Below are 21771 nucleotides of genomic sequence, written 5' to 3'. Positions count from 1 at the left end.
CGGCGCGTGTGCGCCCGCGGTGGTCGGGACCCGGCGTCCCGCGCCGCCGCGGCGGACGCCGCCGAGACCCCGGTGGGGGCCTGCCGGCGGCGGTCCTCGCCACAACCGCCGCCGGCATCGGTTGGTACGGCCGGCGGTGCGGAAAGGTTCGACGCTACGAGCGGGCGTGACCGTACGCGGTCGTCCGCTTGCGGGCCGGTCGGCCCGCCGCCGCGGCGATCGCCCGCAACTGCTCCTCGGTCCGGGCGGAACCGTTGTCGGCGCCGGCCATCCGGGAGATGGTCTCCTCCATCAGCGTGCCGCCCAGGTCGTTGCAGCCACCCTGGAGCATCGCCACGGTGCCCTCGTCGCCCAGCTTGACCCAGGAGCACTGGATGTTGTCGATCCGGCCGTGCAGCAGCAGCCGGGCCATCGCGTGCACCGCCCGGTTCTCCCGCCAGGTCGGCCCCGGCCGGGCGATCCCGGCCAGGTAGATCGGGGCGTTGGTGTGCACGAACGGCAGCGCCACGAACTCGGTGAAGCCGCCCGTGCGGTCCTGGACGCCGGCCAGCACCCGGAAGTGGGCCAGCCACTGGCCCGGGTGGTCGACGTGGCCGTACATCATCGTGGAGCTGGACCGGATGCCCAGCTCGTGGGCGGTGCTGACCACCTCGACCCAGGCGGCCGCCGGCAGCTTGCCCTTGGTGAGCACCCAGCGCACCTCGTCGTCGAGGATCTCCGCCGCGGTGCCCGGGATGGTGTCCAGCCCGGCCTCGCGGAGCCGGAGCAGCCACTCCTTCACCGGCACGCCGGCCTTCGCGGCGGCGGTGACGATCTCCATCGGCGAGAAGGCGTGCACGTGCATCCCCGGCACCCGCGCCTTGATGGCCCGGACCAGGTCGGCGTAGCCGGTCACCGGCAACTTCGGGTCGATCCCGCCCTGGAGGCAGACCTCGCTGGCGCCCGCCGCCCACGCCTCCTCGGCGCGGTCGGCGACCTGCTCCAGGGACAGCCGGAACGCGTCCGCATCGGACTCCCGCTGGGCGAAGGCGCAGAACCGGCAGCCGACGTAGCAGACGTTGCTGAAGTTGATGTTGCGGTTGACCACGTAGGTGACGTCGTCGCCGACCACGTCCCGCCGCACGTCGTCGGCGACCCGGCAGAGCTCGTCCAGGGCCGGCCCGTCCGCGCCGAAGAGGGCCAGCGCGGCGTCCGTGTGCCGGGGCTCCAGCAGGGCCGCCGGGTCGTCGGCCGCCAGCCGCAGCCCGGCCCGCAGGTCGGGGTCGCCCACCCCGGCCGCCGGGCCGGCGCTGACCTTGCCCGCCACCTCCGACCAGTCGCCGTAGACGCTGTCGAAGTCGCCGCGCCGGTCCTCGGTACGGCCGGTGGTGTCGATGGTGACGTGCAGGTCGGTACGCCCGCCGAAGACCTCCTCCGGCTCCTGCCAGGGCCGCCCGACCGGACGGGCCGACTCGACCGCGAGCCCGGTCTCGGGGTCCGCGAGGGCGGTGACGTGCGGCAGCAGACGCGGATCGAGCCACGGGTCACCGGCCCGGACGTACTCCGGATAGATGGTGAGCCGCTCGCGCAGGGTGAACCCGGCCTGCGCGGTGTGCCGGGCCAGCTCGTCGAGCTGCGGCCAGGGGCGCTCCGGGTTGACATGGTCCGGCGTCAGCGGCGAGACGCCGCCCCAGTCGTCGATGCCGGCCCGCAGCAGCAGGTCGTACTCGCCCTCGATGAGGTTCGGCGGGGCCTGGATGCGGGCCTTCGGGCCGAGCAGCACCCGGGCCACCGCCACCGTGGCGGCCAGGTCGTGCAGCTCGGCGTCGGGCATACCGCGCATCGCGGTGTCCGGCTTCGCGCGGAAGTTCTGCACGATCACCTCCTGGAGGTGGCCGTACTCGCGCTTCGCCCGGCGGATCGCGAAGAGCGCGTCCACCCGCTCGGCGCGGGTCTCGCCGATGCCGATCAGGATGCCGGTGGTGAACGGCACCCCCACCCGACCGGCGTCGTCGAGCACCCGGAGCCGGACCGCGGGTTCCTTGTCCGGCGAACCGTAGTGCGGGCCACCCGGCTCCGACCAGAGCCGGGTCGCCGTGGTCTCCAGCATCATCCCCATGCTGGGCGCGACCGGCTTGAGCCGGTGCAGCTCCGACCAGGACAGGACGCCGGGGTTGAGGTGGGGCAGCAGGCCGGTCTCCTCCAGCACCGCCACCGCGCAGGCGCGCAGATAGTCCAGGGTGGAGTCGTAACCGCGCTCGTCCAGCCACTGCCGGGCGGCCGGCCACCGCTCCTCCGGCCGGTCACCCAGGGTGAACAGCGCCTCCTTGCAACCCTGCGCCGCGCCCTCCCGGGCGATCGCCAGCACCTCGTCGCGGTCGAGGAACGCCGCCGGGAGCCGGTGCGGCACGGTGGCGAAGGTGCAGTAGTGACAGCGATCCCGACAGAGCCGGGTCAGCGGGATGAAGACCTTCTTGGAGAAGGTGACCACGCCCGGACGACCGGCCTCGCGCAGGCCGGCGTCGCGAATCTCGCCGGCGATCCGGAGCAGCTCGGCCAGCGCGTCACCCCGGGCGCTGAGCAGCGCGCCGGCCTCGTCGACGTCCAGCGCGCGCCCGGTCGCGGCCCGGCGCAGCGCCCGCTGCACGCTCGCCGTGGTCGGGACGGGCTCGGTGCGATCAACCATCCGCCCAGACTATGCGCTGCCCCACCCCGGCCCGGCACACCGCCGCCTGGTGGGACCCGGCAGCACGAAAGAGTGACCTCCCCGCTGCGGGAGGCCACTCTCTCGGACACCGGGGATGCGCCGTCAGCGCGGGTAGTGCGGGTCGTCGCGGTGGTAGCGCTGGGTCCGCTCGCCCTCGTACGACCCGCGGTGGCCGTACTCGCCGGGCTGGCGCGGGAAGGACTGCGTCGGGTCGGCCGACGGTGGCTGGCCGAACGGGGGCGCCGAGTGCGGGACGCCGTACGGCGGGGCCGACTGCGGGGCGTTGCCGTACGGCGGGGCGGTGTTGAACGGCGGCCCGGACGGGTTCGGCTGGCCGTACTGACCGGGGGGCGGGTAGCCGCCGGGCTGGGCCGGGTGACCGCCCTGCTGCTGTGGCCAGCCCGGCTGGGCCTGGCCGTACATGCCGGGCTGCGGCGCGGGCTTCGGGGTCTTCGGGGTGTAGTACAGGGTCCGCCAGACCTTGAACACGACGAATGCGGCGACCCCGAAGATCGCCAGCCAGGCGAGCCGGGTCAGCAGGCCGAGCAGGGCGTCGAGCACCTCGCCGTCGGCGAGCCGGCCGACCAGCCAGATCAGGAGGCTCAGCGCGCCGAAGAGCGCGCCGGCGGCGTACTCGCCGAGGGCGGCCTGGGTGATCAGCTTCGCCTTCGGCAGCACCGGCTGCACGTGGGTGGCGAGCAGGACGGCCAGCACCGGCAGCACGGCCGACTCGACCCCGACGAAGGCGAAGAACGCACTCCCCGCCCGGCCGGTGAACGAGCCGTACCCGTCCGTCGACACCAGCAGGCGGATCAGGCCGACGAAGAGGAGCACGGCGTTCGCGCCGAGCAGGACGAGCGCGGCCAGTTCGCGCAGTGGCTTGGTCAGCTGGCTGGCCTGCGTCGCGTCGGTGGACGCGGGCTCGGCGGGGCTGGTCACGAGCTCCCCCTTGGGGACGAAAGCGGACAGTTGCCGAGGTGAGCGTAGTCTCTCCGGCCGCTGACCGACCGACGGCCGCTCGTGCGGAAGGATGGAGCTCATGCGCATCGTGGTTCTGACCGGCGGGATCGGGGGCGCCCGGTTCCTGCTCGGTGTCCGGGCGTACGCCCGAGAGGTGGGTGCCGAGGTGACCGCCGTGGTCAACGTCGGCGACGATCTGCTGCTGCACGGGCTCAAGGTCTGCCCCGACCTGGACAGCGTGATGTACACGCTGGGCGGTGGCGCCGACCCGGAACGGGGCTGGGGCCGGGTGGGCGAGACCTGGACGGTCAAGTCCGAGCTCGCTGCGTACGGCGCCGAGCCGACCTGGTTCGGCCTGGGCGACAAGGACATCGCCACCCACCTGGTCCGCACCACGATGCTGAACGCCGGCTACCCGCTCTCCGCGGTGACGCAGGCGCTCGCCACCCGGTGGGAGCCGGGCCTGACCCTGCTGCCGGCCACCGACGACCGCCTGGAGACCCATGTGGTCGTCGACGGTGAGCAGGGGCAGCGGGCGATCCACTTCCAGGAGTGGTGGGTCCGGTACCGGGCCGACATCCCCACCCACCGGTTCGTCTTCGTCGGCGCCGAGACCGCCAAGCCGGCGCCCGGGGTGCTGGACGCGATCGGCGCCGCCGACGTGGTGCTGATCGCCCCGAGCAATCCGGTGGTGAGCATCGCCCCGATCCTGGCCGTGCCGGGGCTGCGCGACGCGGTCGCCGACGGGTCGGCCCCGGTGGTCGGCGTGTCCCCGATCATCGGCGGCGCCCCGGTCCGGGGCATGGCGGACCGGTGCCTCGCGGTGCTCGGCGTGGAGTGCAGCGCGGCCGGGGTCGGCGGGCTCTACGCCGGACGGTCGTCGGGCGGGCTGCTCGACGGCTGGCTGGTGGCGCCGGAGGACGAGGGGACGCTGGTGCCAGAGGTGACGGTGCGTACGGCGCCGCTGCGGATGACCGACGAGGCGGCGACGGCGGCGATGGTCCGGGCCGCATTGGAGCTGGTGTGAGACTGGAGATCCTGCCGGTGCTCGGCATCGGCGACGTGACCGAGGGCGACGACCTGGCGGCACTGATCGCCACCGCCGCGCCGTGGTTGCGCGACGGCGACGTGCTGGTCGTGACCAGCAAGATCGTGTCCAAGGCGGAGGGCCGGCTGGTCGACGTACCGGCGGACGGCCCGGAACGGCTGGCCGCGCGGGACGAGGTGCTCGCCGGTGAGACGGTCCGGGTGGTGGCGAGCCGCGGCGCGACCCGGATCGTGCAGACCCACCACGGCTTCGTGATGGCCTCCGCCGGGATCGACGCCTCGAACGTGGACAAGACCCGCCTGGTGCTGCTCCCGAAGGATCCGGACGCGTCCGCCCGGACGCTGCGCGCCGCCCTGCGAGAGCGCTACGACCTCGATGTGGCCGTCATCATCAGCGACACGATGGGCCGGCCCTGGCGCAACGGGCTCACCGACGTGGCACTCGGCGTGGCCGGGATGCCGGCCATCCGCGACCACCGGGGCGAGTTCGACCCGTACGGCAACGAGCTGCAGCTCACCCAGATGGCCGTGGTGGACGAGCTGGCCGGCGCCGGGGAGCTGATCAAGGGCAAGTGCGACCAGGTGCCGGTCGCGGTGGTTCGCGGCTACCTGGGCGTCGCCCGGGCCGACGACGGCGAGGGCGCGCGGGCGCTGGTCCGGGACGCCGCGCTGGACCTCTTCTCGCTGGGTACCGCGGAGGCGACCGCCGCCGGGCTGCGCGCGGCCGCCACGCTGACCGACGGGCCGGGTTCCGCGCCGGCGGAGCCGGCGGCGGTCGAGCGGGCGATCGCCGCGGTGGCCGAGGTGGTCGCGCCGGAGACGGTCTTCACCCACGTCACCGACGACGAGGTACGCGCCGGCATGGTGGCCGGCATTCCCGGCTGGCCGGAGCAGGCCACCGGGCTGGTCCTCGGGGCGCCGCCGACGCCGGTCGACCAGGCGGACCTGGTCCGCTTCGGCGCCGACCTGCAGCGCCTGCGAACCGCCCTGGCGGCGGAGGGCATCCCCTCGGCCCTGCTGCCGCCCCCGGCGGGCAGCACCGCCAGCGCCGCCCTGGCCATCTGACCCGTCCCGCCCCTGAGCCAGGCGACACTTCACGGAAAGAATGGCTGTTCCGCGTGGAATGGCCACTCTGTCCGTGACTCTGCGCGTGGTCAGGCGTCGAGCATGGCGCGGCCGAGCGGGGTCAGGGTGTGCAGCACGGTGTTGCGGTCCCGGTGGCTGACCAGCAGCCCGGCGTTGCGCAGCACGGCGGTGTGCTGGCTCGCCGCCGCCGGCGAGATGTGCAGCCGGCGGGCCACCTCGCCGGTGGTGCAGCCGTTGTCGGTGGCTTCCAGGACCGCCGCCCGGGTCCGGCCGAGCAGGGCCGCGAGGGCCTCCCGGTTGCCGCCGTCTGCCGGACCGGCGCCGCGACCCGGCTCGGGGGCGAGCCCACCGAGCCGGTCGACCGGGTAGACCAGCACCGGGGGCAGGGCCGGGTCGAGCAGCGCGACCGGTGTGCGGGCACAGAAGAACGACGGCACCAGCAGCAGGCCGCGGCCGTCCAGGTGCAGCTCCCGGGTGTCCGGGTAGTCGAGGACCTCGAGCATTCCGGCGTTCCACCGCATCGCCGGCCGGAGGCTCTCCAGCAGCCCCTCTACCCCGCCGTCGAGCAGGGCACGGGCCCGCCGGGCACGGTCCGCCTCCACGGCGGCCTGGATCCGTGGCCAGTACGGCGTGATCGCCTGGGTCTGGTACTGCGTCATCGAGTCGGTGAGGTGGCGGAGCGTGTCTGGCTCGCCGCGGGCCAGCGCGGACGCCGAGGCGGGCAGCGCGTTGTCGCCGGCCAGCACGGCCAGGTCCCGGCGGAGCATGGTGGTGCGCGTGCTGCGGACCGCCTCCAGCCCCGCCTCGAAGCCGGCCATGCTCTGGTACGGGGTCAGGAAGTCCGGGAAGTAGCCCTGCGGCGGGTTGAGCGCGAAAAGCAGGCGGAGTTGGTCGGAAGCGGTGTCCCGGCGCAGTCCGCGGGCCACCGTGCGACGCCAGGTGTCCAGCAGCGGATCACGGCTGCGGCCCTGCAGCAGGTGCAGGCTGAGGACCAGTTCCCAGACGGGGTCCGGGGCGGGGGCCACCCTGGTCCGCAGGATGTCCTCGCTCGAGAAAAGGATCTTCAGCATGGAGCGCTCCCGGGGGCGGGCAGCGGGCCTACCCACCGACCATCTGCACTGTACCTGCCGGCACTAATCTCCATCTTTAAGCGTGGGCTGAAAAACCTTTACGCCGACGGGTCCCGTTGGGCATGCTTCGCCTTGTCCCGTCGGGACCGGGCGTCCACGGGGCCACCGGCACCGGTGGGACGCGGGGGCCGGGAGAAGACGGCGACCGGGCGGCACCACGAGGGTCTGCGGCCACGCTCCGCAGAGGTGTCACCCGGTCGCCCACCGGCTGGACCCGGGTGTCACCCGACCCAGAGCGCGACCCGATGGTCCTCGTCGGTGACGTAGAAGCAGCCCCCGTCCAGCTCGGCCAACCCCTCCACGTGGTGGAACGGGGCCAGGTCGGCCACCACCTTCCCCGCCACCCGCGAGTCCGGTGCGACCTCCAGCCGGAACCGGACGTGCCGCGAGGTCACCCCACCGCCCGCCGGGTGATCGTCCAGCAGCACCGACCCCTTCCCCAGCGCGTCGATCGACCCGACGACCGCCGCGTACCCGCCGTCGGGGCTGGGGCCGATCGCCCGGAAGCCGGTCAGCGCGCCCGGCGGGGTCACCCCGGTCAGCGCGTACGCCCCGATCGCCCGGGGCCAGCCCGGGTCGGCGGCGAACATCTCCGTGACCCCGGCCAGCTCGACCAGGATCGGCTCGCCCTCCGCGGTCACCGGGAAGCGGAGGCCGAGCAGCACCGTACCGGCCGGGGTGAACACGGCCGCCTCGACGTTGAGCGGCAGGTCGTCCTCGGTGAGCCGGCTCACCCAGCTCTTCGCCCGCGCAGTGCCCCGCGCGAGGGTCTCCACGATGAACCGGCGCCGGACCCGGTCGCCCGGCGGAAGCGGGGTCAGCGGCGCGGCGGCGAGCGCATCGTTCACCGCCCGGTGCAGCCGGAACCGGTTGCGCACCACGTGCACCGGCAGGGTCCCGGACGCGGCGTCTTCCTCGCGGAACCGGGCCACGAACGCCCGCCGGGGACGCAGCGGACCCGCCTTGGAGCCGAAGTGCGAGCCGAAGACGTACACCCAGCCGTCGTGGTGGGCGAGCGCCTCGCCGTCCTCGGTCCGGCCGTTCTCCACGCCGGCGTCGGCGGGCACGTGGTGGGCCACCCACTCGCCGTCCTCGCGTTCCAGCAGCAGGGCGAGGCAGCGTTCCACCGGCCCCTCGTCGAGGACCGTCCAGAAACCGCGGCGGGCACGGTATGCACGCAGCAGCGCCGCCGAGCGGACCGGCAGCAGGTCGCTGGCCTCGTTGCCGGCCACGACGAACTCCACGAGTCGCAGGGTCACCGGGCCAGCGTACGGAGGCCACGCTCGTAGAGTGGCCAGGTGCCCGACGCCTCGACCACCACCCCGACGCCCGACCTCGACGCCCTCGCGGACCTGCACACCGACGCCACCTCCGTGCTGACCGGCTGGGCGCCCACCAGCCCGGCGGCGGCCGCGGCCCGGGACCGGACCCTGCGCCTGCTGGCCGCCGGTCCGGTGGCGATGAGCCGCAGCCACCGGGCCGGCCACGTCACCGCCAGCGCCCTGGTGCTCGACGCCACCGGCGAGCGAATGCTGCTCTGCCTGCACGGCAAGTTCCGCAAGTGGGTGCAGCTCGGCGGGCACTGCGAGGCCGGCGACCGGACCCTCGCCGGCGCCGCGCTGCGCGAGGCCACCGAGGAGTCCGGGATCGACGGCCTGGTGGTCGATCCCACGCCGATCGACGTGGACATCCACCCGGTGACCTGCCAGGGCGGCTCGCTGCACTACGACGTCCGGTTCGCAGCCTTCGCCCCCGCCGGCGCGGCGGAGCGGGTCAGCGACGAGTCGGAGGCGCTGGGCTGGTTCCCACCGGACCGGCTGCCGGAGCCGCTGGCCCACGCCACCGTCCAGCTCGTCGCCCCGGCCCTGGCCGCGCTGGCCCGGCGCACCGGCGATCAGATGTAGCTCTCCTCGCCGCGCTCCTTCAGCTCGTCGACCAGCTTCTTGACGTCCTGGGCCCGGTCGCGGGGACAGACCAGCACCACGTCCGGGGTGTCCACCACGATCAGGTCGTGCACGCCGAGGGCGGCCACCAGCCGGCCCGACTGCGGCACCACCACCAGGCTGCTGCTGTCCCGCAGCAGCACACCCGGCTTCCCGTCCGCGCCGAGCACCACGTTGCCGTCCGAGTCGGCGGGCAGCACCTCGCCGAGGGTGTGGAAGTCGCCGACGTCGTTCCAGCCGAAGTCACCGGGGACGGTGCCGACCCGGCCGGCCGTCGCCGCACCCTCCATCACCGCGTAGTCGACGGAGATCTTCGGCAGGGTCGGCCAGACGGTGCCGAGGACATCGTCCTGCTCGGGGGTGCCCCAGGCGGCCGCGATGGCGGTGACCCCCGCGTGCAGCGCCGGCTGCTGCCGGGCCAGTTCGGCCAGGAAGGCGTCCACCCGCCAGACGAACATGCTCGCGTTCCAGAGGTGCCGTCCGGAGCGGACGTACCCCTCGGCGACCTCAGCGGCCGGCTTCTCCTTGAACTCGATCACCGGGCGCAGTGGGCCGTCCCCGACCGGCTCCCCGGTCTCGAGATAGCCGTAGCCGGTCTCCGGCCGGGTCGGCGTGATGCCCACCGTCATCAGCAGGCCCTGCTCGGCACCGCGGATCGCCTGACGCACCGTCTCCGCCCAACGGCCCGGGTCACCGATCAGGTGATCGGCGGCGAACGAGCCCATCACCGCCTCCGGCTCGCGCAGCGCGATCACCGCGGCGGCCAGCGCGATCGCCGCGCAGGAGTCGCGCGGCGACGGCTCGACGAGGATGTTCTCCTCCGGCAGGCCAGCCAGTTGCCGGGCCACCGCCGCGACGTGCGCGGCCCCGGTGACCACCAGCGTGCGCTCCGGTGTGGTCAGCGGCGCCAGTCGGTCCACCGTCGCCTGGAGCAGCGAGGCCGGCGTACCGGTCAGCGGGTGGAGGAACTTGGGATGGCCCGCACGGGACAGCGGCCACAACCGTGTGCCACTGCCACCCGCCGGGATGACGGCGTAGAACATCAGCACATCATGCCCGAAGCCTCGGGCCCCGGACCCGGGCTCGCCCGGGTCCGGTAGCAGACACTCAGGAACGCGCCCGGCTCCACGCCGCGACGTGCACCTCGGCGCTGGACTCCCAGGTGAACTCCTTGGCCCGGTCGAAGCCGGCCTTGGCCAGCGAGAGCCGGCGGTGCTCGTCGTCCAGCAGGGCGGCCAGATCCGTGGCGATCTGGTCCGGGTCCTCGCTGGTGTAGGCCACCGCGTCACCGCCCACCTCGGGCAGGGAGAGGCGCGGCGTGGTCAGCACCGGCGCGGCGCACGCCATCGCCTCCAGGATCGGCAGGCCGAAGCCCTCCCCGTACGACGGGTAGGCGGCGACCAGCGCGCCGCCGAGGAAGCCGGGCAGGTCGGCGTAGCGCAGGTAGCCCGGGCGGAGCAGCCGCAGGTGCGACGGCACCTCGGCGACCGCGCGGTCGATGTCGTCGTCGTGCCCCTGGCCGCCGGCGATGACCAGGGCCGGCGGGTCGGTCCGGTCGCCCACCGCGCGGGCCCAGCCGCGGATCAGGTTGGGGACGTTCTTGCGCGGCTCCTTGGCCCCGAGGAACGCGATGTAGCTGCTGCTGCCCAGCCCCAGCCGGGCCCGGACCCGGGCCTTCTCCTCCTCGCTCGGCGCGTGGAAGGCCGCGTGGTCGACGCCGTGGTACGCGACGTCGATCCGGGTCGGATCGGCGTCGAGGAGCCGGATCAGCTCGTCGCGGGTGGCCTTGCTCGGCACGATCACCCGGTCCGCCCGGCGCAGCGAGGTCTTGATCGCGCTGCGGAAGAACGTCCGGCGGGACTTGTCGTAATGCTCCGGCTCGGTGAAGAAGGTCGCGTCGTGCACGGTGACCGTGACGGGACACCCCGCCCGCAGGGGGCAGGTGTAGAAGGGCGAGTGCAGCACCTCCGCGCTCACCTGCTGGGCCAGCAGCGGCAGGCCGGTCTGCTCCCAGGCGAGCCGGGCGGGACGGTGCGCGACGGCGGCCGGCGCGGGAATGACCTCGGCCCCGGGCAGCATCCGGGTGTAGCGCTCAAGATCGGTGCGGAGGCTCACCACGACCAGGTCGACGGCGGACCCGCAGACCTTGCCGAGGGCGCCGAGCAGGCCATCGACGTATCTACCGACGCCGCCACGGTCGGCGGGGACACTCGTGGCGTCGATGAGCACGCGGGGCGGGCGACCGGCGGTCACTGGGCGACTCCTCAGGCTGGGTCTGTGGCGAACAACACTGTGGGCAAGCCTACGCCGGAGCGGGGTCCCGACGCTTACTGCGACCCGACGGTACGCCGACTTGTCCTTGTCATCGAGTACGGGCGGCAACGGCGTATCGTTCGCGCCGATGGCCGACAACATTGCCCGGGTCTTCGCGGCCGCGATCGCGGCCGACCCGACCCGACCGCTGCTGACCTGGTACGACGATGCGACCGGCGAGCGGACCGAACTCTCCGGCGCGACGCTGGCGAACTGGGTGGCCAAGACGGCCAACCTGCTCGTCGACGAGCTGGCCCTCTCCCCCGGCGACCGGGCCGGCGTGCTGCTGCCGCCGCACTGGCAGACCGCCGCGGTGCTGCTCGGCTGCTGGTCAGCGGGGCTGACGGTGACCGACACGCCGGGTGACGTGGACGTGCTCTTCGCGACCGCGGACCGGGTCGGCGAGGCGGACGCCTGGTCGGCCGGCGAGCGGTACGTCCTCGCGCTCGCCCCGTTCGCCGCCCCGCTGCGGCAGGTGCCGCCCGGCTTCGCCGACTACGTCGTCGAGGTACGCGGCCACGGCGACCACTTCACCCCGTACCCGACCGGCGGCGAGGCGGACGCCGACCTGCTGGCCCGCGCGACGGAGCGCGCCACGGAGCTCTGCCTCACCCCGGGCGACCGGATCCTGGTCGACGCGGCAGCTCACCCCGACCCGGTCGACTGGCTCCTGGCGCCGTTCACCGCCGGCGCCAGCCTCGTCCTCTGCGGCAACCTCGACAAGTCCCGTCTCGACGCCCGCACGGCGAGCGAGAAGGTCACCCGCACCCTCGCCTGACCGCCCGCCCCAGCCGAGGGTGGTAGCGGTCAGGCGGGGGTCGACTCGTCGGTGTGGGCCCGGCGCTGGGCGAAGGTGGCGAACGCGCCGAGGGACTCCGGGTTGGCCAGGGCGCCCTTGGCGGCGGCGTTGTCCACCGGCGTACCGGTGAGGATCTTCTTCACCGGCACCTCCAGCTTCTTCGCCGACAGGGTGCGCGGGACGGCCCGGACCTGGTGGATCTCGTCGGGCACGTGCCGCGGCGAGAGGGAGGTCCGCAGCTCGCGAGAGATCTTCTTGCGCAGGTCGTCGTCCAGCTCCAGCCCCTCGGCGAGCACCACGAAGAGCAGCAGCTCGCCGGCGCCGCCCTCGTCGTCCTCCAGGTGCACCACCACCGAGTCGACGACCTCGTCCAGCCCCTCCACCACGGAGTAGAACTCGGCGGTGCCCAGCCGCACGCCGCCCCGGTTCAGGGTGGCGTCGGAGCGACCCGTGATCACGCAGCCGCCCCGGTCGTTGATGGTGATCCAGTCGCCGTGTCGCCACACGCCCGGGTAGAGCTCGAAGTACGCCTCCCGGTAACGGGTGCCCTCGGGGTCGTTCCAGAAGCCCACCGGCATGCTCGGCATCGGCTCGGTGACCACCAGCTCGCCGAGCTGCCCGATGACCGGGGTGCCGTCGGCGGAGCGGGCCTCCACCTTGGCGCCCAGCGCCCGGCAGGTGATCTCACCGGCGTGCACCGGCAGCAGCGGCACGCCGCCGACGAAGCCGGTGCACACGTCGGTGCCGCCGGAGAGGGACTGGAGCTGGAGGCGGTCGCCGACGTTCTCGTACACCCAGGTAAAGCCCTCGGGGGGCAGCGGCGCGCCGGTTGAGCCGACGCCGCGCAACGCGGAGAGGTCCGCGATGTCCCTGGGCACCACGCCCGCCTTGCGGCAGGCCAGCAGGAACGGCGCCGAGGTGCCGAAGTACGTGGTGCCGGTCTCCGCCGCCATCCGCCAGAGCGCGCCCAGGTCCGGGTGGCCCGGGTTACCGTCGAAGAGCACGATCGCCGCGCCCACCGCTGGCCCGGAGACCAGGAAGTTCCACATCATCCAGCCGGTGGTGGTGAACCAGAAGAACCGGTCCGCCGGGCCCAGGTCGTGGTGCAGGGCGAGCATCTTCAGGTGCTCCAGCAGGATGCCCCCGTGGCCGTGCACGATCGGCTTGGGCAGCCCGGTGGTGCCCGAGGAGTAGAGCACGTAGAGCGGGTGGTCGAACGGCACCGGGGTGAAGGTCAGCGGCTCGTCGGTCTCGGCGGCCAGCTCATCCCAGGAGATCGCGCCCCCTGGCGCGGCCTTCATTCGGTCCGGAGCGCCGCCTAGCAGCGCGGAGGCCGAATTATGGCCGTCAGTACCGGCCGGGTCGAGGTACGCGATGCCGACGGTGTGCTGCAGCGACGGCAGGGCGGCCCGGATGGCGGCCACCTCGCCGCGCCGGTCGACCGGCTTCTCGCCGTACCGGTAGCCGTCGACAGCGACCAGCACCTTCGGCTCGATCTGCTGCCAGCGGTCGGTGACGCTGCGGGTGCCGAACTCCGGGGCGCAGGAGGAAAAGATCGCACCGAGGCTGCTGGTGGCGAGCAGCAGGACGAACGTCTCCGGGATGTTCGGCGAGTACGCGGCCACCCGGTCGCCCTGGCCGACGCCGAGCCGGCGCAGCCCGGCCGCCACCCGGCGGACCTGCTCGCGCAGCTGCCCGGCGGTCAACGTGACCGGCGCCCGGGTCTGCCCGTGGGCGATCACCACCGGGTCGTCGTCGCCCCGGCCCGGCATCCGCAGCACGTTCTCCGCATAGTTGAGCGTGGCGCCGGGGAACCAGCGCGTGCCGGGCATCGCCCGGTCGGTCAGCGTGGCGGTCGGCGGCGTGTGCGCCACGACCTCGAAGTAGTCCCAGATCGACCGCCAGAACGCGTCGAGGTCCGTGACCGACCAGCGCCACAGCGCGTCGTAGTCGGCGAACTCCAGCCCCCGGTGCTCGGCCAGCCAGCGCAGGTAGTCGCCGATCCGGGACCGCTCACGCACGTCCGCCGGCGGCGTCCACAGCACGTCACCCACTGCTCCACCCTCCCTGAGGCCCCGTCACGACACTGTGCATGGGCCGTGGCGCCATCTTGCCCTACCCCGCAGGGCCATTCTCCGCACCGGGTACCGGTGAGGGGGCGTGGCCAGCCCACATGCCCTGAACAGCAGGTATGTGGGCCGCCCTCAGCCCGCCCGGTGCGCCTGGATCGCCCGTCGCCGGGCCAGCCGGTGGGCGCGGCGGATCTCCGCCTCCCGGTAGCGGCGCTCGTCCTCGGGGGTCTCCGGGATCACCGGCCGGACCGCCCGCGGCGCGCCGCCCACGTCGACGCCGACGAAGACCAGGTACGCGGTGGCCACCCGGACCGGCTCGTCCTCGGCCGAGTCCCAGCGCTCGGCGACCACCTTCACCCCGACCTCCATCGAGGTGTTGCCGGTCCAGTTCACCTGGGCGTGCGCGTGCACCAGGTCACCGACCCGGACCGGCTCGGAGAACACGATCTCGTCGATCGACGCGGTGACCGCCGTGCCGCCGCTGTGCCGGGCCGCGGCCGCCCCGGCCACGTCGTCGACGAACTTCATCAGTACCCCACCGTGCACGGTCCCGTACAGATTGACATCGACGGCGGTCATGATCCGGCTGAGCGTGACCCGGGAGTACGAGGTCGGCTTGCCCAGCGGGCCGGTGGAGGGGTGATCTGTCATGCCGAAAACGGTACGGTGCGCGGATGCGACATCTCTGGAGCTTCCTCGTCGGGTTGGTGGTGGCGCCGCTCACCTGGGTGCTCGTCACCCTCGGTCAGGACGGGTCTGGCCAGACCGTGAACCGCTGGGTCGAGATCCATTCGGCCACCACGCCCAACCTGATCGAGCCGGCCGTCTACCTCGGCGTCGCCGGCATCCTGCTCGGCCTGCTCGGCACGCTGCGCTTCTCGCCGCTCGGTCCGCTCGTCGCCGGGCTGCTGCTGATCAGCCCGTACGTCGGGCTGTTCGTCGCGCCGTTCAACGTCCTCGACCGGATCCCCGAGAACTGGAAGGCGTTCGGCGACCCCCTGCCGCTGCGCCAGCCGGTGCAGAACGGCAGCCTGTTCCTGATCGGCGTACTGCTGCTGATGGCGGTTTTCAGCGGTCAGCGGTGGCGGCGGTGGCCCGAGAAGCCGGCGGCCGAGGCGGAGCTGACCTCGGCCGACCAGCCGACCGAGAACACCTTCTCGCTCAGTGACTGGCCGCCGTCCGGCACGAAGACCGAGCAGAACACCGCCCCGCTCACCCTCGGCTATCCCGAACCGACCCCCACCGAACCCCTGCCCCGCCGTACCAGCGGCGAGTCGCCGTGGTCCGCGCCGCCGCGCGCCACCACCCGACCGGAGGGCACCGAGACCCGATGACAGCCGCGGGCGGGCCGGAACTCCGGCCCGCCCGCCCGTACCGCTGTCGGTCCGGTCAGCCCTTGAGCAGCTGCCGGGCCATGACGATGCGCTGGACCTGGTTGGTGCCCTCGTAGATCTGGGTGATCTTCGCGTCCCGCATCATCCGCTCGACCGGGTAGTCGCGGGTGTAGCCGTACCCGCCGAGCAGCTGCACCGCGTCGGTGGTGATCTCCATGGCGGCGTCCGAGGCGAAGCACTTCGCCGCGGCGCCGAAGTAGGTCAGGTCCGCGTCGCCGCGCTCGGACTTGCCGGCCGCCGCGTAGGTGAGCTGCCGGGCCGCCTCCAGCTTCATGCCCATGTCGGCGAGCATGAACTGGATGCCCTGGAAGTCGGCCACCGGCTTGCCGAACTGCTTGCGCTCCTGGATGTAGCCCTTGGCGTAGTCGAGGGCGCCCTGGGCGATGCCGACGGCCTGGGCGGCGATGGTGACCCGGGTGTGGTCCAGGGTCTTCATCGCGGTCGCGAAGCCGGTGCCCTCGGCGCCGATCATGCGGTCGGCCGGGATCCGGACGTTGTCGAAGTAGACCTCGCGGGTCGGCGACCCCTTGATGCCGAGCTTCTTCTCGGGCGCGCCGAAGCTGACGCCCTCGTCCGACTTCTCGATCACGAAGGCGGAGATGCCCCGCGAGCGGGCTGTGGGATCGGTCACAGCAAAGACGGTGTAGTACTCGGAGACGCCGGCGTTGGTGATCCACCGCTTGACGCCGTTGAGCACCCAGTGGTCGCCGTCCCGGACCGCCTTCGTGGTCATCGAGGCGGCGTCGCTGCCCGCCTCCGGCTCCGAGAGGCAGTACGAGAACATCGCGTCGCCGGAGGCGACCCTGGTCAGGTACTTCCGCTTGAGCTCCTCCGACCCGGCCAGGATCAGCGGCATGGTGCCCAGCTTGTTCACCGCCGGGATCAGCGAGGACGAGGCACAGGCCCGGGCCACCTCCTCGATCACGATGGCCGTGGCCAGCGCATCTGCCCCGGCACCCCCGTACTCGACCGGGATGTGCGGGGCGTGAAAATCGGCGGCCCGCAGGGCGTCGTACGACGCCTTCGGGAACTCACCGGTCTCGTCCGCCTCGGCGGCGTGCGGAGCCACCTTCGCCGCACAGACCTCACGGACCGCCTCCCGGATCGCCTCGTGCTCCTCGGGCAACCGGTAGACGTCGAACGACTGCTCTGCGGCCATGTCGGCCCCTCCCCTTCACCGCTATCATGCGCAGGTCCGTAGCGCCGTATGAACCGCCGACCGCGCAGGGTGAAGGATAGCGACCGGGGTTCTGGTGCTCCTTACCGCCGCGTAGGCTCGTGCGTGACAGGCGTTGACGCCGACCGGCGACCACATGAATAGTCCCCCACCGGTGCCCGGCCAGGCGCCGCAGCAGATTGCGACGCAACGAAGCGCCGCCAGTGCGAGCGGAGAAGACAGGCGTGACGATCCCGTACCCGAACACCCAGCCGATGCCGGCCATCGCCGCGGTGACCCCGCCCTCCGGCGCGGCGCGGCCCCGGGTGACCTTCCTCGGCACCGGCTACCTCGGTGCGACGTACGCCATCTGCTACGCCGAGCTCGGCTACGAGGTGCTGGGCTACGACGTCGACGCCGAGAAGATCGCCAAGCTGAACGCCGGCGAGGTGCCGATCCACGAGCCCGGCCTGGACGAGCTGCTCCGGCGCAACATGGCCGCCGGCCGGCTGCGCTTCAGCACCGACATCGCCGAGACCGCCGAGTTCGGTGACGTCCACTTCATCTGCGTGGGCACCCCGCAGCGGGCCGACGGCATGGGCGCCGACCTGTCGTACGTCGAGGCGTCGGTGACCAGCCTGGCCCAGCACCTGACCCGCAAGGCCCTGATCGTCGGCAAGTCCACCGTGCCGGTGGGCACCGCCGAGTGGGTCGAGCAGCTGGTCGGCAAGCACACCCCGGCCGACCTCGGCGTCGAGGTGGCGTGGAGCCCCGAGTTCCTCCAGGAGGGCTTCGCCGTCGACGACGTGCTGCGCCCCAACCGGATCGTGGTCGGCGTCAAGAGCGAGTGGGCCAACGGCATGCTCTACGCCGCCCACAAGGGCGTCTTCGACCTGGCTGCCACGGAGGACCGCGAGGTGCCCCTGGTGGTCACCGACTTCGCCACCGCCGAGCTGGTCAAGGTCGCCGCGAACGCCTTCCTGGCCACCAAGATCTCCTTCATCAACGCGATGGCCGAGGTCTGCGAGGCCGCCGGCGGCGACGTCACCCAGCTGGCCCGCTCCATCGGGTACGACCCGCGGATCGGCAACCGCTTCCTGCAGGCCGGTCTCGGCTTCGGCGGCGCCTGCCTGCCCAAGGACATCCGCGCCTTCCAGGCCCGCGCCCAGGAGCTCGGCGCCGGTGAGGCGCTCCGCTTCCTGCACGAGGTCGACCTGATCAACCTGCGCCGCCGCACCCGGGTGGTCCAGCTCGCCGCCGAGCTGCTCGGCCGCCGGTCCGGCCCGGCCGGCCCGGACCTCTCCGGCACCCGGATCGCCGTGCTCGGCGCCACCTTCAAGCCCAACACCGACGACGTCCGGGACGCCCCGGCGCTGGCGGTCGCCGCGCTGCTCGGCAAGGCCGGCGCGGACGTGCACGTGTTCGACCCGCAGGGCATGGAGAACGCCCGCCGGGCCGTGCCCGAGCTGACGTACGAGGAGACCATGAACGACGCCGTCAGCGGCGCCGACCTGGTCTGCGTGCTGACCGAGTGGGCGGAGTTCCGCAACGCCGACCCGGTTGCCCTCGGCGAGCTGGTCAGCGGCCGCAAGGTGGTGGACGGCCGCAACTGCCTCGACTCCACACTGTGGACCCAGGCGGGTTGGGAGTACCGCGGCCTCGGCCGCCCCTGACCCCTTCGACCCCCGAACGGCCGGCCGTGGAGCTGCTCCACGGCCGGCCGCTGTCATTTGTTGCCCCGAACCCGCCGGCAACTGTCGAAATCCCCGCTTCGTCAGGGCATGCTGCGACAGTGGAGGTCCACAGTGCGGGCCGGCCGGACGGAGGGGTGTCGTGCAAGTCTTCAAGTGCGCCTCGTGCGGCCGGGAGATCAAGCCGGCCGCCCAGTGCCCGCACTGCGGCGCGGACCAGCCCCAGTGGATCGAGCACTTGGCGGAGATCGAGCGGTCCATCGCGGAGATGAAGGCCCGGGAGGCCGCCATCGCCGCCGAGCAGCGGCAGCTCGCCGCGAAGATGCAGGCCGCGCTCTTCCAGCGGGACATCCTCGCGCACGCCGGCGAGGAACGGATTAAGCAGGCCACTCGTCCCCGCCGCGTGCTGCGCCGACGCCCCGGCCGCCGCCCGGTGGCTGGACGTCGACGACCCGGAGCACCCGCCGGAGGCGTCGTCCCGGGAGGTGCAGAACATCCCGCTCGGGCTCGGCGCGCTGCTGCTCGGGGTGGCCGCGGTGGTCTTCGCCGCGGTGGCGACCAGTTCGATGGACGCGCTCGCCCGGCTGGGCGTGCTGCTCATCGCGACGGTGCTGATGCTGCTCGCCCCGCCGGTGCTGGCCCGGCGCGGGCTCACCTCGACCGCGGAGACCATCGCCGCGGTCGGCCTGCTGCTGGTGCCGCTGGCCGGGTACGCGCTCTGGGCGGTCGACCGGATCGGCGGCGCCGCCTCCGGCTCGGCCTTCGCCGGCTCCATCTTCCTGGTCACCACCGCGGTCGCCTTCGGGTACGCGCAGTGGACCGGGCTACGCGCGCCGCGGTTCGCCACGGTGCTCGCCGCGCAGCCGGTGCTGCCGCTGTTCGGGTACGACCGGGTCACCGGTCCGACGGGCTGGGCGCTGGCGCTCACCGCGGTCGCGGTCATCGACCTCGCGCTGGCCCGCTCAGCGGTGGCCCTCGAACGACCGGTCCGGCGGGACCTGCCTCCGCCGCCTCCGCCGGCGGCCGCGCCCCGGCAGCGTTCCGCCGAGGGGCGCCCGGAGACGGACCCGGAGGAGGCCGACGCGGTAGTCGACGCGGGGGTCGCCGGCGCGGCGCCCGATCCGGTCCGCCCGGTGCCCTGGCTGCGCGAGCTGACCTGGGTACTGCACGGTGCGGCGGTCGCCGTCGCCCTGGCGTACGCGGCCACCGCGCTGCTGCGCGCCGACACCGTTCCGGCCGCCACCGGCGCGGGCGCCGTGCTGCTGCTCGCCTCGCTGGTCGGGCTGGCCGGCACGCTGGTGCTGCGTCGACCGCCGCTGCCCGACGTCGGCGCCGGCATCGTCACCCTCGCGGCGATCGGTGCGCTGGGCCGGATCGCCTCGGTCGCCTACCCGGGCCGGTCGCTGCTGCTCATCGCGGCGGTCATCACCCTCACCGGACTGGTCGTGCGGGCCGTACCGGAGGAAATCCGGCGTGGGCCGCAGTTCGCCTCGGCGATCGCCCTGACGGTCAGCGGCCTGGTGGTGGCCGGTGGTGCGCTGCGCACCGGGCTCGCCCCGGTCCGCGCGTCGCTGCCCGCCTGGTCGGCGGACCTGGACCGGTGGCACACCGAGCTCGCGGCGGCGGTCGGCCCGACCGGCTGGCAGCTCGCCGCCAGCGCCTTCCTGCTGACCATCGCGGCCGTGATCGCACTGCCGCCGGAGATCCGCCGGGACTTCGCGGTGGTCGGGGCGGCCCTGACCGCGCTCGCGGTGCCGGCCTCCCTCGGGCTGGGCTGGACGGCCGCCGCCTGGCCGATGCTGCTGACCGCGGTGGGCATCGGGATCCTCGGGCTCTCGGCGGGCACCGAACGCACCGCGCAGGTCCACGCCGTCACCGCGGCCACACTGGGCCTGATCGGCGCCGGCGCGGCGCTCGCCCGGCCGGCGCTGACCTCCGCCGCGCTGGTCACCCTCTTCCTGGCCGGCGCGCTGATCTCGCTCAGCCCGCGGCTCCGGACCGCCCCGTCGCCGGCCGACGTGGTCGCCGGTTGGGCCGCCGGCGGGGCGGCGTTCGCGCTGCCGGGGGCGGTCGCCGCGTTCGTCGCCGCCACCGTGCCCCCCGACCCGACCCCGACCGCGGCCAGCATCCGTGACGTCACCGTCCCGATCCTCGCGGCGAGCTTCCTCGGCGTCTGCGTGACCCTCGGGTACGCGGCCATCCTTCAGGTGGCGCAACGGCACCTCAGCATGCCGCACACCGTCGGGACGGTCCTGGGAGCGGTGGGGGTCGCCGCCGCCGCGTTCGGGTCGCCCGGGACCACCGCCGCCGATGCCTGGGTCGGCGCACTGCTGCTGGTCGCCGCGCTGCTGCTCTTCCTCGCCCCGTCCATCGACCGGGGCCGACGCCCGGACCTCACCCTGGACGGTGCCGACCTGGCCGCCGCCGCGACCACCGCCGCGCTGATCGCGACTCTGGTCCGGATCGCCGCCGTGCTGGCTCCCGGCGGGCAGCTCGTGGTCGCGGCGGCGCTGGTGCTGCTGGTCGCCGTGGCGGCACGGGCGATGCCGGAGGAGTGGCGCCGCGGGCCGATCCTCGGCATCGCGGTCGGCGGCACCCTGATCGGCCTGATCGCCGGTTGGAGCGCGCTGCGCGGCGGGGTCGGCGTACTCGCCACTCCCGGTCCGATCTGGGCCGGTGACCTCACCGGCTGGCCGGCCGCGCCGACCGGCGGGTCGACCTGGCAGGCGCCCGTCGCGCTGGCGCTGTTGGCCGTCGCCGCCGGCATCCTGCTACCGCCGGCCTGGAAGTACGACGTCGCCGGGGCGGCCGTCGTGCTCGCCACCATCGGCACCCCGGCCGCCTTCGACCTGCCCTGGTGGTCGCCGGTGCTGGTGGGAGCCACCGTCGCCGCGGTCTTCGGCATGGCCGCGGTGTCGTCGATCGACCCCCGGGCGGCCCTGTCCCGGGCCACGGTGGCCGGGGTGGTGGCCCTGCACGCGGCCGGCGCCGGGCTGGTCCGCCCGTGGACCACCGCGCTGGCGCTCGGCAGCATCGCGCTGATCGGGATCGTGGTGGCCGCCCTGGCCCGGATGCTCGCCCCGGCGCTCGTGGACGACATCGAAACCGAGGGGATGCCCCCGCATCTGGTGCAGGTCGGCGGCGCGGCGGCGGGTGCCGCCCTGCTCGCGCTCCCGGGTGCGGTGGCCGCCCTGGCCGCCGAGTTCGGCCGCTCGCCGCAGGTGGTGCTCACCGCCGCGCTGGCCGCGTCCAGCCTCGGGCTGGCCACGGTGGCGCTGGTCCGCCGACACGTCCCGCAGTACCTGCCGTACGCGAGCGTGGCCGTGGTGGGCGGCGCGACGGTCAGCGCCGTGGCCGCCATCATCACCGGCCTGCCCGCCGGGGTGTACGCGGCCGCGGCCGCGCTGCTCGGCGTGCTCGCCGAGCTGGTCCGCGCGGCCACCATCCCGCCGGTCGGTTCCGCCCAGCCGGTCCGGCGCTGGGCGGTCCTGCTC

15 protein-coding genes and 1 pseudogene are annotated in these 21771 nt (G+C 73.8%); 7 read left to right on the top strand and 9 right to left on the bottom strand.

The features are described from left to right. Positions 1 to 154: 154 nt before the first annotated feature. Positions 155 to 2665, bottom strand: coding sequence for a bifunctional FO biosynthesis protein CofGH (locus tag DKL51_RS21175; RefSeq protein WP_109945487.1), 2511 nt, complete (start codon positions 2663 to 2665; stop codon positions 155 to 157). Positions 2666 to 2788: 123 nt separating this feature from the next. Continuing rightward, a complete protein-coding gene (locus DKL51_RS21170) occupies positions 2789 to 3625 on the bottom strand; it encodes a hypothetical protein (RefSeq protein WP_124812409.1) in 837 nt (278 codons plus the stop codon). A gap of 100 nt (positions 3626 to 3725) precedes the next feature. On the opposite strand from DKL51_RS21170, the gene cofD reads away from it, so the two are divergent. Continuing rightward, the gene (gene cofD, locus DKL51_RS21165; RefSeq protein ID WP_109943158.1) at positions 3726 to 4673 is read left to right on the top strand and encodes a 2-phospho-L-lactate transferase; all 948 of its coding nucleotides are present in this window, start codon (positions 3726 to 3728) and stop codon (positions 4671 to 4673) included. Next, entirely contained in the window at positions 4670 to 5758 is a 1089-nt protein-coding gene (locus tag DKL51_RS21160; protein ID WP_109943157.1) for a coenzyme F420-0:L-glutamate ligase, read from the top strand. The genes cofD and DKL51_RS21160 overlap by 4 nt, the downstream gene beginning before the upstream one ends. Positions 5759 to 5847: 89 nt before the next feature. On the opposite strand, the gene DKL51_RS21155 is transcribed toward DKL51_RS21160, so the two are convergent. Both DKL51_RS21155 and DKL51_RS21150 read right to left on the bottom strand, forming a co-directional pair. Beyond that, positions 5848 to 6849 (bottom strand): ArsR/SmtB family transcription factor, encoded by a 1002-nt coding sequence (locus DKL51_RS21155; protein WP_109943156.1) that lies wholly within the window; start codon positions 6847 to 6849, stop codon positions 5848 to 5850. A gap of 281 nt (positions 6850 to 7130) precedes the next feature. Continuing rightward, complete coding sequence (locus tag DKL51_RS21150; RefSeq protein WP_109943155.1) at positions 7131 to 8168, bottom strand: hypothetical protein; 1038 nt, start codon at positions 8166 to 8168, stop codon at positions 7131 to 7133. Positions 8169 to 8207: 39 nt separating this feature from the next. Here DKL51_RS21150 and DKL51_RS21145 point away from each other — a divergent pair, with 39 nt between their 5' ends. Then, positions 8208 to 8813, top strand: a complete 606-nt coding sequence (locus tag DKL51_RS21145) for an NUDIX hydrolase (RefSeq protein WP_109943154.1) — start codon at positions 8208 to 8210, stop codon at positions 8811 to 8813. On the opposite strand, the gene DKL51_RS21140 is transcribed toward DKL51_RS21145, so the two are convergent. Beyond that, entirely contained in the window at positions 8804 to 9895 is a 1092-nt protein-coding gene (locus DKL51_RS21140; protein WP_109943153.1) for a mannose-1-phosphate guanylyltransferase, read from the bottom strand. The genes DKL51_RS21145 and DKL51_RS21140 overlap by 10 nt on opposite strands. A gap of 64 nt (positions 9896 to 9959) precedes the next feature. Then, on the bottom strand, positions 9960 to 11105 hold the full coding sequence (locus DKL51_RS21135) for a glycosyltransferase family 4 protein (protein ID WP_109943152.1): 1146 nt from the start codon (positions 11103 to 11105) through the stop codon (positions 9960 to 9962). Between the two features lie 148 nt (positions 11106 to 11253). On the opposite strand from DKL51_RS21135, the gene DKL51_RS21130 reads away from it, so the two are divergent. Beyond that, entirely contained in the window at positions 11254 to 11943 is a 690-nt protein-coding gene (locus DKL51_RS21130; protein ID WP_109943151.1) for a TIGR03089 family protein, read from the top strand. Positions 11944 to 11972: 29 nt separating this feature from the next. On the opposite strand, the gene DKL51_RS21125 is transcribed toward DKL51_RS21130, so the two are convergent. Together DKL51_RS21125 and DKL51_RS21120 are read right to left on the bottom strand one after the other, a co-directional pair. Further along, positions 11973 to 14018: an acetoacetate--CoA ligase gene (locus DKL51_RS21125; protein WP_109943150.1), complete on the bottom strand. Its 2046-nt coding sequence runs from the start codon at positions 14016 to 14018 to the stop codon at positions 11973 to 11975. Positions 14019 to 14168: 150 nt separating this feature from the next. After that, a complete protein-coding gene (locus DKL51_RS21120) occupies positions 14169 to 14687 on the bottom strand; it encodes an acyl-CoA thioesterase (RefSeq protein ID WP_109943149.1) in 519 nt (172 codons plus the stop codon). Between the two features lie 23 nt (positions 14688 to 14710). Between DKL51_RS21120 and DKL51_RS21115 the strand changes: the two genes are divergently transcribed. Further along, positions 14711 to 15370, top strand: a complete 660-nt coding sequence (locus DKL51_RS21115) for a hypothetical protein (RefSeq protein WP_109943148.1) — start codon at positions 14711 to 14713, stop codon at positions 15368 to 15370. Between the two features lie 55 nt (positions 15371 to 15425). On the opposite strand, the gene DKL51_RS21110 is transcribed toward DKL51_RS21115, so the two are convergent. After that, positions 15426 to 16589, bottom strand: coding sequence for an acyl-CoA dehydrogenase family protein (locus DKL51_RS21110; protein WP_109943147.1), 1164 nt, complete (start codon positions 16587 to 16589; stop codon positions 15426 to 15428). Between the two features lie 242 nt (positions 16590 to 16831). Here DKL51_RS21110 and DKL51_RS21105 point away from each other — a divergent pair, with 242 nt between their 5' ends. Continuing rightward, entirely contained in the window at positions 16832 to 18259 is a 1428-nt protein-coding gene (locus DKL51_RS21105) for a UDP-glucose dehydrogenase family protein (RefSeq protein WP_109964689.1), read from the top strand. A gap of 160 nt (positions 18260 to 18419) precedes the next feature. After that, positions 18420 to 21771, top strand: a pseudogene (locus DKL51_RS21100) (SCO7613 C-terminal domain-containing membrane protein); the annotation flags it as partial.

This window comes from Micromonospora globispora, assembly GCF_003857015.1.
GTDB lineage: Bacteria > Actinomycetota > Actinomycetes > Mycobacteriales > Micromonosporaceae > Micromonospora > Micromonospora globispora.
This window is presented reverse-complemented; position numbering and strand designations above follow the sequence as displayed.